Below are 10,991 nucleotides of genomic sequence, written 5' to 3'. Positions count from 1 at the left end.
TCACCGTGGTTTTCACCACATGAGGCCTCTTTACGGTATGGTATGGAATTTTCATGGCATGCTGTACGTTGCATAGCCGTAACTCCCCTATCTGAAGAGGCAAATAAACAAGTGGCAGCCGATTACGACGAACTCCGTACAGACGTCAAAGAAAACCAGGAGCAGTCCCTCCAGGCACTGCAGTCCGCCAGCGCCCCGACGGCAAAGAGCGTCGTGCTGGAACTCGATGAAACCGATGGCCTTGACGCCAACGGCCCGGGCGGCGAAATCGTCGCTGAAGAGCTCGTCATCCAGGTCATTCCCCAGGCAAGCGATGAGTTCACGTGCAACTCCTGCTTCCTGGTCCGCCACCGCTCGCAGATCGCCCGCGAGAAGGATGGCGTCGCCTACTGCACTGACTGCGAAGGCTAAGACAACCACCACCCGGGCGGTCTGATCGTCGTCAGGGAGTGCCGCCGTCGGGTCTTAATTGCGGAAGGGACCGGAGCACATGCTCCGGTCCCTTCCGCAGTTAATCAGTGTTCTTCCGAGTCCGGCTCGGTGAGCTTTTCCTCATCCGTCTCCTCGGGAGCAACCACGGGCGACAGCGCATCACCGAGCAGTCCCGGCGTCCCCTTGTCCCGCTCGGCACCCGCGCCGAGGTCAGGGGCGGTCTTCCCGGGATCCCCGCTCACTGTCCGGCCCTTGGTCCCATGGCTGCCCGCCGCCGGTGGTTGTTGATCCTCAACTGCAGAATCCTGGCACCCCCGGCAAGGGCCACCAGCACACCGCCGCCCACGGCAGCAATGAACAGGGTTGTTCCGAGGGCCAAGGACCCTTCCAGTCCGAAGAACCTCACCGTCACCATGTCCTGGTTCTGCACAAAGAAGACGATCAGGAGCACGAGCACCGCCAAGCCCACAGCCACCGCCACCCACACTGCCGCGGTCCTGGTGGGCCGACTGCTCTCCGGGGCCCGTGTTTGCTCCGGATAGGCCGGCCCGGTGGGATCCACGCGCCGTTGATCAACGGGTCGTCCGGGTGTCACCGGCTGTCCGTGGGTTGTTGCAGCATCATCCTGGAAACTCATCAAGGCCCCCTTGGTCGCGGATTATCCGTGCACTCACATGATAAGCATGCTGATTAGTAGACTCACAGGGATCCGGCGGGCTGAGTTCTTCGCCTTTCCGTGGCACTCCGGGCTAGATGGCATAATCCGTCGTGGTCGGGCCGGGATCGTTGTTCCGCACTGCGTAGTGGTGCCCCTCGGAATCGGTCTCGATATCGAAGGTCTTCAGATCAGCCTCGGAAGCAGTCTCGAATTCATCGTGCTTATGCACCACGGGGCTGTCCGTATCTCCGCGCGCTGCGGGGCCAAAGACCATCTGAAACCGCTCGGTTGCGTGCTGGAAGCCTTCCAACCTGCGTCCCATATTCTCCACCTCCTCTCGCCAGGAGTAGGAAAGAAACGGCTGGGCGTGACAACCGGCCCAGTGATGAAATTTTACGCCCGGGACGGGGAAAAGGCACCGGACGGCACCGGCGGCTACAGGTAGTCTGCTGCCCTCTCGCGGGCAATTTCCAGGAGCGTGGAATGGAAGGCCACTTCCGCGGGCGCGTACACCTTGTCCTGGCGCTGGGCGAGGAGCACCCTCCTGAGCGGCGCCGCGGAACCAAGGCTGATGGTTCTGACGTCCGGATGTTGCAGGGCCATGGCCGTCTTGGGAACCATGGCAACACCCATGCCGACGCTCACCATGGCCTGCGCCTCCTGGTAGTCGTTCGCCAGGAAGCCAATGGAGGGTTCAAACCCCGCCGCCTGGGCAGACCGCCGGAGCACTTCCACCACAGGGTGCGCCTCTGCCCTGACAATCCACGACTCCTTGCTGAGTTCCTCCATGCGGACTTCCCCGCGCCCGGCAAGGGGGTGGGTGCGGGAGACGAGGATCACGGTGCTTTCCTGAAAGACTTCCGTGACCCTGATTGAATCGTCATGGAAGCGGTTCCAGGGATAGTCCCACAACAAGCACAGCCCGGTGACGCCCGACTGCAGGTCCTCCACCAGTTCGTCGAACCGCGCACTGCGCAATGACAGTCCGATGGCCGGATACCTCTTCTTGAACGCGCGGATGACCAACGGCAGGAATGAACCGGCGAGGGTGGGAAAGGTGCCCACCGTCAACGATCCCCTCTTGAGGCCTGCAATCTGCTCCAGATCGCTGTGGGCTGCCCGCATCTGACCGACGATCCTCCGGGCATGGCCCGCCAGGACCTGGCCGGCCTCAGTGGGAACTACCCCCCGTGAGCGCCGGTTGAACAGCGGCTGCCCGACTTCCTGCTCCAGCTTCCTCAGTTGCTGGGACACGGCGGACGGGGTGTACATCAGAATGTCGGCCGCCGCGGTGATGGATCCCTGTTCGACGACCTCTACCAGCAGCGCCAGCCGTCGAATATCGAATAATTCCCGCATCTCATCGTTTAGCATCACTTCACTCTTCCACACGAAAGCTTCAACTGCTGATGGCTGGGCCTGATCCGCAGACCAACGGTGTCCGCGGAAGGTCCAGACACCTCCCACTAGCCACCCTGCATGCCATAAGCAGCATTGACTTAAGAACCTCTACATCCTCCCTCACATATCCAACATTGTCTTCAATTGTGATCTGGCTCAATCTCGAATCAAGCCCAAGAAATTTTGAGGGCGACGGAAAGCGAGGAACAGATCATGCAGATCGAAGCGGAATGGATGCGGGGCGGGACCAGCAAGTGCTGGGTCTTCGAAACATCACGCCTGGAAGAGACCCGGACCAGCCCGGATATCCTGCTGCCCCGGCTTTTTGGCAGCCCCGACCATCGGCAGATCGATGGTGTGGGCGGGGCCAGCTCAACCACCAGCAAAGCAATGATCCTCAACCGGCCTGACGACGGAGACGTTGATGTCGAATTCACCTTTGCGCAGGTGGGAATCGAAGAAGCCGTCGTGGATTGGGGCAGCAACTGCGGCAACTGTTCAGCCGTTGTGGGCCTGTATGCCATCGGTAAGGGCTGGGTGGTGCCCCACGGGGACATCACCCGGATCGTCACGCGCAACACGAATACAGGCCAGATCATTATCCAGCGCGTGGCAACCCCCGCGGGAGCGCTGCCCATCCTTCCCCAGGCAGTGATGCCCGGGGTCCCCTTCCCGGGATACCAGGTGGGGTTGGGGTTCCAGGATCCGGCGGGCAAGACGACGGGCACGTTGCTGCCATCGGGTTCGGCAACGGACCTGGTCGAGGCTGGCGGAACCCGCTTGACCGTCACCATGGTCGACGCCGGGGCTCCGGTGGTCATACTCCGGGCCGAGGACTTGGGCCTCGTTCCGGATCGCTACGATAACTGGTCCACTGATGTGCAACCATTCCTGCCCACCCTTGAAGAGATCCGTCGTGGCGCGGCTGTCCGCATGGGGCTTGCAACTTCACCAGGTGAAGCAGCCCGCGCCGTTCCCAAGGTCGCAATCGTGGGGCAGCCGTCCCCGGGCAGTTCCCTCGATGACCCGGCAATGGCCAGCGACGTCAACGCCATGATGCTGTCCATGGGCAAGCCCCATCCGGCCCTGGCGATCACCGGAAGCATCGCGTTGACCCTCGCCGCCCGCACGGATGGCACCATCCTCAACGCCATCACAGGGCCTGCAACCCAGCCAACCCTCCGGCTGCGGACGCCGGCCGGGGTCATCGAAACGTGGAGCGAGGAACGGAACGGATCCCTGCTGGTGGGCGTAGACCGCACAGCCCGCACCATCGCCACCACCACCATCCACCTCCCGGAGGTCATCGACAGCATGGTCGAACCCTCCTTTGCCGGCGCTACTCAATGAAGAGAGAGCATCATGACTAAAACCGCAGTAAAACCAGCCCCCGCCACCGCTTCCGGTGACCGCTCCAGGCGACCGAACCGCCGTCGTCGTATCCTGCTGGTGACGGCAGCCGCGATCACCGCCCTGGGTCTGGTCGCCCTCCTGTTTGGAGGTGTCCTTTTCGACCCTTCGGCCGCCGCGGAATCGGAGCCGACCATGACCCCCACCCAGATCATCCCGCTCGTTATCCTCGTGGTGATGTTCGTGGTTGCCACCAAGTGGCCGCTCAACATCGGCGTGATGGGCCTGGTGGCCTCCTTTGGAGTCGGTTACTTCATGCTCGGTATGAACGACAAGGAGATCCTGGCAGACTTCCCGGCCAGCATCGTCCTGACGATCATCGGCGTGACCTACTTCTTCAGCATGGCGCAGAGGAACGGGTCGATCGACATCATCGTCCAGTCCTGCGTGCGGATGGTACGGGGCAAGACACTGCTGATGCCCTGGGTGTTCTTCCTCATGGCGGCGGCGCTGACGGCTTTGGGAACCTTCTCCCCTGCGGCTGTGGCTTTGCTGGCCCCCGCAGCGCTGGGCCTTGCGTATGAATCGCGCATCCATCCGGTCCTTATGGGCGCCTTCCTGATCAATGGCGCGCACGCCGGAGGTTTCTCGCCCCTTTCAGTAGCAGGGGTCTTGGTCCATGACATCGCCCTGAAGAACGGCTTCCCCATCTCCCAGGGGGCATTGTTCTCAGCCAGCTTTGCCCTGAACTTCATCCTGTCCGCACTGACCCTGGTGCTGTTCGCCCTCATGGGCAAGCTCCGCGACAAGCACGCCAACGAGTACGACGGCATGGAAACGCCGAGGGCAGGCCGTCCCAACGGCCAGCAACTCCTCACCCTGGCACTGATCCTGGCCATCCTCGTCTGCACGCTCGGTTTCCACCTGCCCATCGGCTTCGTGGCGCTGTCGGCGGGCCTCCTCCTGGCACTGGTCAACATCAAGGAGCACAAGACCTTCATTGGCGGCGTTTCCTGGTCCACCGTCCTCCTGGTGGCCGGCATGATCACCTACGTTTCGCTGCTCCAGCACGTAGGCGTTATCGATACCCTGGCTGAGCAGGCCCTGGCTTTGGGCGCACCACTGCTGATCGCCCTGGTCCTGTGCTACGTGATCGGCGTCGGCTCCGCCTTTGCTTCCTCGACGGCACTGCTGACGGCCTTCATCCCCATGGCGGGTCCCCTGCTGGCCACCAGCTCACTGAGCGCTTCGGGAACCGTTGCCGCCCTGGCCATTGCCGCCACCGTGGTGGATGTCTCCCCGTTCTCCACCGATGGCGCCCTGGTAGTGGCCAACGCCCGGGAGCATGACCGCCAGCGCGTCTACCGACAGCTCATGGTTTACGCCGGTGGAGTGGTGCTGGTTGCCCCCGCCCTGGCGTGGCTGCTCCTGGTACCCACCGGGATCATGTAGCTCCCCGGCTACCCACCGCGTGCCGGACCTCATGGCCGGCAGACACGGAACGCCCTGCACTCCATCGCAACAGGACACCCGAAATACGGGCGCAGGGCACCGTATACAGCAAAGGCAGGGCGCATCCCGCGCCCTGCCTTTCGCTTGCAGTTGTATCCGACCCCGGCCCGATCCATCCAGCCGCGGCTACCGCAGCGACTTGTCGTCCGGGTTGCGGGGAACCACATAGGTGCTGCCGTCGGGGCGGCGGATGGTTTCCCACTGCTGGGTCTCTGCCTGGCGCTGGGCAAGGAGCCGGCGGTTGTCCTCGGTCATTTCATGGTCGATCGAGCTGCTGTGCGCCGGTCCAAAAATGACCCGCAGCTTCCCCGTTGCGCGCATGAACTTCTGGGCGAAGGATTCCTTTGCCACCCGGATCGACTCCTCTTTTCGACGGTTCAGTACCTTCATAGTACGCTAATAGTTAGTACACTAACTAATCGATCAGCAGGAGGCATCGATGACCCTTACCAGCGAGAGTACCCAGGACACCGATGACGACCTGCTGCTCGAACGCCAGTTGTGCTTTGCCCTGACGGTTGCTTCGCGCACCGTGGTGGGCGTGTACAAGCCAGTCCTCGAGCACCTGGGACTGACCCACCCGCAATACCTGGTGATGCTCGCCCTGTGGGAGCGGAGCCCCAGGACGCTGAAAGACATCAGCGACGCCCTGCTGCACGAGCCCGCCACGCTTTCCCCGTTGCTCCGCCGCCTGGAGGAAGCCGAACTGGTAACCCGCGAGCGCGTCCCGGGCAACGAACGCGCCCTCGCCATCAAGCTCACGGACAAGGGAGCAGCGCTCCGCCGGCAGGCCACGGAGGTACCCGGCGCCATCCGCGAGCGCCTGCAGCTCAGTCGCGAAGAAGTCGCAGAGCTCCACCAGGCCATGACCGGCCTGATCGCGGCGACCCAGCGGAATGCCACGGGCTCCTAGGCGCCATTCCGGGGGTTGGTGTTCCCTGCAGCTGACAAGGCGGACCGGCGGACCGGCAGCGTAAAATGGACGTGAACCAAGGAGATTCGATGCGTCTGCGATCCGTACGTTCCGCGCTGGCGGTCCTGGCCCTGGCAGGCCTGTCGGCCACCGGACTGGCTGCGTGCACGGGCACCCCGGCGCCAGGCGGGTCCGGCAGCGCAACGTCTGCTCCGGCGTCGTCGTCCAGCACTGCTGCCCCGACGCCTGGCGGGTCAAGCACCAGCACCCCTACGCAGGTGCCCACCACTCTCGGTCCGGGGGACACCGGGCCCAACCCGAGCCTCCCAGGCCCCAACCCGGTTCCCGGGCAGGGCAATGCCGAGCTGTCCATCACGGTTCTGGACTCCCCGGAGGCAGCACCCCGGAACTACACCCTGGTGTGCCAAGGGGGAACGCCGGCCGCGGAAAGCAACCACCCCACCGCTGCCGCTGCCTGCGCAGCGCTTGAGGACAACCCGGGCCTGCTGATCCCGCCCACGCCCACAGACCAGGCCTGCACGCAGCAGTTCGGCGGCCCGCAAACGGCCACGGTGACGGGTGCCGTTGACGGCACGGAAGTGACGGCCCGTTTCAGCCGCACGGACGGTTGCCAGATCGCCCTGTGGGACGCTGCCGCCGGCATCCTCGGTTCCAGCGGTGGGGCAGCTTAGCCTGCAGCACCTCCCCCAGGACCTATGGCTTGGTATGGAGGCTGCCCATCACGCACGCGTCGCCCGGTACGCTGATCCCTACCTGGCCCGCCGCTCCGCGGGGAAGAAGCATCCCGTGGAGGACTTCCTTTTCACGTACTACACGCAGAAGCCCGGCCAGCTGCTGCGTTGGCATCCGGGCGACGGCGTGGTGCTCAGTGGGGAGCGCGCCTTGGAGCGGGCGGACTGGAAGTTTTATCAAAGGCTCGACGACGGCCAGCTTGCCGCTGCGGGATTGGCGCCCGGGACGCCTGCGGTCACCTTCCACCGCGAATCGTTCCTGGACCAGCGGGCGGAAGCTGTCCGCTTCGCCGGGATCATCCTGAAGGGTACGGCGATGCGGCCGGCACAGTTTGGCTGCTTCGGGCTGCATGAATGGGCCATGGTGTACCGGCAGGACAAATTCGACCTCCGCCACGAGTACCTGACGTTGCGACTGGGCGGTCAAGGGACGGATGAAGTGGTGGAACGGAACCGCATACGCTGCACCCATTTCGATGCCTTCCGTTTCTACACACCGGACGCCATACCCCGGAACGAGCTCACGCCCACCCGGGAGAACCAGCGGGCCATGGAGCAGCCGGGTTGCCTGCACGCCAACATGGACCTGTACAAGTGGGCCTACAAACTGGCGCCCGCGCTTCCCAGTGAACTCGTGATGGATTGCTTCGAGCTGTCGTGGCGGATCCGGACCATGGATATGCAGGCGTCCCCCTACGATCTTGCGGAATGGGGCTACCCGCCGATCAGGATCGAGACACCGCAGGGCAAGGCCGAGTACGTTGAATACCAGCGGGCTTTCGCAGCCGAATCCCAGGTTCTGCGGACCCGCGTGCTCCAGGCGGTAGGGCCGCTGTTGGAGGGCCTGCAGTCCGGGTGACATGCCCGGCTGTCCCGCCGGAGCACCCGCCGCCACCAGCGAAAGGTCACCATGGATTCACCGCAGAACAGCCCGTACGACGTCGACCTGACGGTTACGCTCACAGACGCACCTGGCGCCGAGCCGAGGATGTTCCGCCTCCGGTCCGTTGACGGCGTCCTCTCCCCGGACGAAGGGTCGCTGGAATCCAACTTGCCGGACGCGCATGCGGCGCTTGCCGCCGTCGAGCAGTTCGGCGAGGAAGCCTTCTTTCCTGTGCCCCGTCCGGACCGGATCTGCACCCAGCAATACGGCGGACCGCAAGTGGCTGTGGTCCAGGGAGTGTTCCGCGGACGGCAGGTCACCAGCCGATTCAGCCGCACCGACGGCTGCGAGATCGCGCGTTGGAAGAGCCTGGCGCCACTTCTGGGCAGCATCGGAGGCTCCACGGGCAACGTGTGAAATTTCCGGCGCAAACAGTCCCGGCCGGTCCGTTGATGACTTCGACGGACTGGCCGGGCTTGTTCAATCGGGGCCGGCCCCAGGGGAAGTCAGCTGGCTGCCTTGGCCGGCCGGCGGAGGAACAGGGCCACTACAACGGCTGTGGCCAGGCACAGCACTGCGTTCACCCAGATGGCCGTTGTGACTCCGCTGAGGACAGCCGGAGGGGCATTGTTTCCGCTGGTCAGAATCTGTGCCGTGAAGATTGCGCTCATGATCGGGATACCCATGGTGATGCCGATCTGCTGGCTCATTGTTGCCAACCCCGTAGCCAGGCCCTGCTCTCCGTCAGGCAAGCCCGAGGTGGCGGTGACCATGAAACCGACAATCACGACGAGGTTCGCCACGCCACCGATGAACGTGGCAACCAGAAGCAGCGCAATCGACGCCGGGTGGTCGCTGAGCAGCACAAGCGCGCCAGTGGCGATGGCTTGGACGATGAATCCGTAAACAATGGCCTTCTTGTTGCCGATCTTTCCGGTGACCTTGGGGCCAAGAACTCCACCGAGCACTGTTCCGAGGCCCAGGACCGCGAAGGCAAGGCCGGCGCCAAGCGGGGTGTACCCGAGCACTTGCTGCAGATACAGGGTCAGCAGGAATACCAAGGACGTCTCGGTGACGAAGGCAAGAATGCCGGCGATGTTTCCCCAGGCGACTGTGGAGCGCTTCAGGATGTCCAGGGGAACCAACGGGGACGACGCCTTGCGTTCCACCGCCACGAAGGCCACGAACAGCACCACGGCTGCGGCGAGCGAACCCAAAGTCAGCGGATCGGTCCAAGAATGCTCGGCAGCGTTGGTCAAGCCAAAGACGAGCGCCAGAAGGCCCAGGGTCACCGTGATGGCTCCGGGGACGTCGAGCTTCAGTTTGGTAGCAGGCTTGCTCTCACCGAGCACGATCGGGGCGATGATGAGAACCGCGACGGCGACCGGGACGTTGATGAAGAAGGCCCAGCGCCAGCTGAGCAGGTCAGTCAGGAGCCCGCCAAGGATGGCTCCGGTTGTAAAGCCTGCGGCCATCAGGGAACCGTTGAGCCCCAATGCCTTGTCCCGCAGCGGACCTTCGGGAAACGAGGCCAGGAGCAAGGACAGCGCAGCCGGGACGACTACGGCCGTCGCAATGCCTTGGCCAACGCGGGCTATCAACAGCAGTGCGGGATCGGCAGCCAGGCCGCCGGCCAGCGAGGCAGCTCCCAGCAAAGCCATGCCGATGATGAACATCCTGCGACGCCCCGCAATGTCTGCCACGCGGCCAAACAGGAGCGTCAACCCGGCGGCGCACAGGGCGAATGCCGTGGCGATCCACTGCAGGTTCTCCAGGCTGAATCCAACGTCGGCGCCGATGGCGGGAAGGGCAACGTTGAGGATGGAAAAGTCGACGGCCAAGGTAAAGCCCGCCGTCAGCAGGACAATGAGTGCCAGCCTTTGACGGCCGTTCATCCGCGCCGGAGCCTGGGCCGCTGGCTGGGCGGGCGTCCGGACTTCTTCAGTCAAGGGTGGAACACCGGGGTCCGTGCTGACATCGGGTTGCGTTGTCATGGGAAAGGTCCTTCTTTTGGAGGTACAGCCGCCCGTGGACGGCATCTTCACAACTCCACGTTCATCCAATCCCACGGCATCAACCACACCCCCTTCTGCCTACCACTGGCAGTGACAGGACAGGGCAGCGAAGGACCGGCAGAATGGGGCGCATGAGTAATCCAAGTGAACTTGGGGAGTTCCTTCGCGTCCGAAGAGCTGCCCTACAGCCAGAGGACGTCGGCCTGCTCAACTACGGGATCCGTCGCGTACCTGGCCTGCGCAGGGAAGAGCTGGCCATGCTCGCCGGCGTCAGCAGCGCCTACTACACGCGGCTGGAGCAGGGACTCAGCAACAACGCCTCCGAGGCCGTTATCGACGCCATCGCCCGGGCCCTGAACCTGACCACCGTCGAGCGTGCGCACCTTTTCAACCTCGCACGTCCGGGAACCATCACAAGGAGGACCTTGAACAGGGCTGACAAGGTCCGCCCGGGCACACTTCGCCTCATCGAGTCGATGGCCGGTACACCCGCCGTGGTCCTGGGACGCCGCAGCGAAGTCCTTGCATGGAACCGGATGGGCCACAGGCTCGTGGCCGGCCATTTGGATTTCGCAGCACCTCGGAAACCTTCAACCAGGCCCAACCTGACGCGGCTGTTGTTCCTCGATCACCACACCCGTGAGCTTTACAGCCGGTGGCAGGAAGAGGCGGCCCGGGCGGTGTCGTCCTTGCGGCTCGTCGCGGGCCGATCCACCGGTGATCCTGAGCTCGCCGCACTGGTTGGAGAGTTAACGCTGAACAGTCACGAATTCGCCGCCCTTTGGGCACGGCATCCGGTGGATAACTGCATGTCAGGGGTGAAGTACATGCATCATCCCGAGGTCGGCGATATCGAACTCCACTTCGAGGTCCTGGCCTTGCCCGATGACTCCGGGCACCGTGTTCTGATGTACGCGGCCGATCCCGGCACGCCCGCAGCCGAAGCGCTGCAGCTGCTGATTTCCTGCGATGCCGGCCATATGGTCCCCGTGACGTGACGCACGCGGCGCTCCCATGGACGCAGCAGTGGCCGGCGGGGTCTCCGCCGGCCACTGCTGTTCTTCAGGGGAACCGG

Annotated in this window: 14 protein-coding genes; 8 read left to right on the top strand and 6 right to left on the bottom strand. The window is 63.9% G+C overall.

What is annotated here, in order from left to right; all coding sequences use genetic code 11:
- Window positions 1-111 precede the first annotated feature (111 nt).
- Window positions 112-411 carry a DUF4193 domain-containing protein gene (locus ACSVIE_RS06900; RefSeq protein WP_211713967.1) on the top strand — a complete coding sequence of 100 codons (300 nt, stop codon included), beginning with the start codon at window positions 112-114 and terminating at the stop codon, window positions 409-411.
- 104 nt (window positions 412-515) lie between these two features.
- On the opposite strand, the gene ACSVIE_RS06895 is transcribed toward ACSVIE_RS06900, so the two are convergent.
- The 4 genes from ACSVIE_RS06895 to ACSVIE_RS06880 all read right to left on the bottom strand — a co-directional run bounded on the left by ACSVIE_RS06895 (window position 516) and on the right by ACSVIE_RS06880 (window position 2,464).
- A complete protein-coding gene (locus ACSVIE_RS06895; protein ID WP_442423406.1) occupies window positions 516-674 on the bottom strand; it encodes a hypothetical protein in 159 nt (52 codons plus the stop codon).
- Window positions 671-1,069, bottom strand: a complete 399-nt coding sequence (locus ACSVIE_RS06890) for a LapA family protein (protein ID WP_426005849.1) — start codon at window positions 1,067-1,069, stop codon at window positions 671-673. Before ACSVIE_RS06890 ends, ACSVIE_RS06895 begins: the two co-directional genes overlap by 4 nt.
- Before the next feature lie 112 nt (window positions 1,070-1,181).
- Complete coding sequence (locus ACSVIE_RS06885; RefSeq protein WP_426005848.1) at window positions 1,182-1,412, bottom strand: hypothetical protein; 231 nt, start codon at window positions 1,410-1,412, stop codon at window positions 1,182-1,184.
- 113 nt (window positions 1,413-1,525) lie between these two features.
- Window positions 1,526-2,464 (bottom strand): LysR family transcriptional regulator, encoded by a 939-nt coding sequence (locus tag ACSVIE_RS06880; protein ID WP_442423405.1) that lies wholly within the window; start codon window positions 2,462-2,464, stop codon window positions 1,526-1,528.
- Window positions 2,465-2,704: 240 nt separating this feature from the next.
- Here ACSVIE_RS06880 and ACSVIE_RS06875 point away from each other — a divergent pair, with 240 nt between their 5' ends.
- Together ACSVIE_RS06875 and ACSVIE_RS06870 are read left to right on the top strand one after the other, a co-directional pair.
- A complete protein-coding gene (locus ACSVIE_RS06875; RefSeq protein ID WP_442423404.1) occupies window positions 2,705-3,841 on the top strand; it encodes a PrpF domain-containing protein in 1,137 nt (378 codons plus the stop codon).
- 12 nt (window positions 3,842-3,853) lie between these two features.
- On the top strand, window positions 3,854-5,293 hold the full coding sequence (locus ACSVIE_RS06870) for an SLC13 family permease (RefSeq protein WP_442423403.1): 1,440 nt from the start codon (window positions 3,854-3,856) through the stop codon (window positions 5,291-5,293).
- 186 nt (window positions 5,294-5,479) lie between these two features.
- Here the strand turns inward: ACSVIE_RS06870 and ACSVIE_RS06865 are convergent, their stop codons facing one another.
- Window positions 5,480-5,704 (bottom strand): hypothetical protein, encoded by a 225-nt coding sequence (locus ACSVIE_RS06865; protein ID WP_442423402.1) that lies wholly within the window; start codon window positions 5,702-5,704, stop codon window positions 5,480-5,482.
- A gap of 88 nt (window positions 5,705-5,792) precedes the next feature.
- On the opposite strand from ACSVIE_RS06865, the gene ACSVIE_RS06860 reads away from it, so the two are divergent.
- The 4 genes from ACSVIE_RS06860 to ACSVIE_RS06845 all read left to right on the top strand — a co-directional run bounded on the left by ACSVIE_RS06860 (window position 5,793) and on the right by ACSVIE_RS06845 (window position 8,318).
- Window positions 5,793-6,266 (top strand): MarR family winged helix-turn-helix transcriptional regulator, encoded by a 474-nt coding sequence (locus ACSVIE_RS06860; RefSeq protein ID WP_426005840.1) that lies wholly within the window; start codon window positions 5,793-5,795, stop codon window positions 6,264-6,266.
- A gap of 89 nt (window positions 6,267-6,355) precedes the next feature.
- Window positions 6,356-6,958 carry an SSI family serine proteinase inhibitor gene (locus tag ACSVIE_RS06855; RefSeq protein ID WP_442423401.1) on the top strand — a complete coding sequence of 201 codons (603 nt, stop codon included), beginning with the start codon at window positions 6,356-6,358 and terminating at the stop codon, window positions 6,956-6,958.
- A 34-nt stretch (window positions 6,959-6,992) separates the two neighbouring features.
- Window positions 6,993-7,877 carry a 3-methyladenine DNA glycosylase gene (locus ACSVIE_RS06850; RefSeq protein ID WP_426007477.1) on the top strand — a complete coding sequence of 295 codons (885 nt, stop codon included), beginning with the start codon at window positions 6,993-6,995 and terminating at the stop codon, window positions 7,875-7,877.
- A gap of 51 nt (window positions 7,878-7,928) precedes the next feature.
- Window positions 7,929-8,318 carry a serine protease inhibitor gene (locus ACSVIE_RS06845; protein WP_442423400.1) on the top strand — a complete coding sequence of 130 codons (390 nt, stop codon included), beginning with the start codon at window positions 7,929-7,931 and terminating at the stop codon, window positions 8,316-8,318.
- Window positions 8,319-8,407: 89 nt separating this feature from the next.
- Here the strand turns inward: ACSVIE_RS06845 and ACSVIE_RS06840 are convergent, their stop codons facing one another.
- Window positions 8,408-9,796 carry an MFS transporter gene (locus tag ACSVIE_RS06840; protein ID WP_442423409.1) on the bottom strand — a complete coding sequence of 463 codons (1,389 nt, stop codon included), beginning with the start codon at window positions 9,794-9,796 and terminating at the stop codon, window positions 8,408-8,410.
- A gap of 251 nt (window positions 9,797-10,047) precedes the next feature.
- Here ACSVIE_RS06840 and ACSVIE_RS06835 point away from each other — a divergent pair, with 251 nt between their 5' ends.
- On the top strand, window positions 10,048-10,914 hold the full coding sequence (locus tag ACSVIE_RS06835; protein ID WP_442423399.1) for a helix-turn-helix transcriptional regulator: 867 nt from the start codon (window positions 10,048-10,050) through the stop codon (window positions 10,912-10,914).
- Window positions 10,915-10,991: the final 77 nt, after the last annotated feature.

Source organism: Paenarthrobacter sp. NCHU4564, from assembly GCF_052156435.1.
Taxonomy (GTDB): Bacteria; Actinomycetota; Actinomycetes; order Actinomycetales; family Micrococcaceae; genus Arthrobacter.
This window is presented reverse-complemented; position numbering and strand designations above follow the sequence as displayed.

Bases quoted from the DNA above. Each gene is read 5' to 3' on its own strand.
- ACSVIE_RS06890 (WP_426005849.1), bottom strand. From the start codon at position 1,069: ATGAGTTTCCAGGATGATGCTGCAACAACCCACGGACAGCCGGTGACA.
- ACSVIE_RS06885 (WP_426005848.1), bottom strand. From the start codon at position 1,412: ATGGGACGCAGGTTGGAAGGCTTCCAGCACGCAACCGAGCGGTTTCAG.
- ACSVIE_RS06880 (WP_442423405.1), bottom strand. From the start codon at position 2,464: ATGCTAAACGATGAGATGCGGGAATTATTCGATATTCGACGGCTGGCG.
- ACSVIE_RS06875 (WP_442423404.1), top strand. From the start codon at position 2,705: ATGCAGATCGAAGCGGAATGGATGCGGGGCGGGACCAGCAAGTGCTGG.
- ACSVIE_RS06870 (WP_442423403.1), top strand. From the start codon at position 3,854: ATGACTAAAACCGCAGTAAAACCAGCCCCCGCCACCGCTTCCGGTGAC.
- ACSVIE_RS06860 (WP_426005840.1), top strand. From the start codon at position 5,793: ATGACCCTTACCAGCGAGAGTACCCAGGACACCGATGACGACCTGCTG.
- ACSVIE_RS06855 (WP_442423401.1), top strand. From the start codon at position 6,356: ATGCGTCTGCGATCCGTACGTTCCGCGCTGGCGGTCCTGGCCCTGGCA.
- ACSVIE_RS06850 (WP_426007477.1), top strand. From the start codon at position 6,993: ATGGAGGCTGCCCATCACGCACGCGTCGCCCGGTACGCTGATCCCTAC.
- ACSVIE_RS06845 (WP_442423400.1), top strand. From the start codon at position 7,929: ATGGATTCACCGCAGAACAGCCCGTACGACGTCGACCTGACGGTTACG.
- ACSVIE_RS06840 (WP_442423409.1), bottom strand. From the start codon at position 9,796: ATGAACGGCCGTCAAAGGCTGGCACTCATTGTCCTGCTGACGGCGGGC.
- ACSVIE_RS06835 (WP_442423399.1), top strand. From the start codon at position 10,048: ATGAGTAATCCAAGTGAACTTGGGGAGTTCCTTCGCGTCCGAAGAGCT.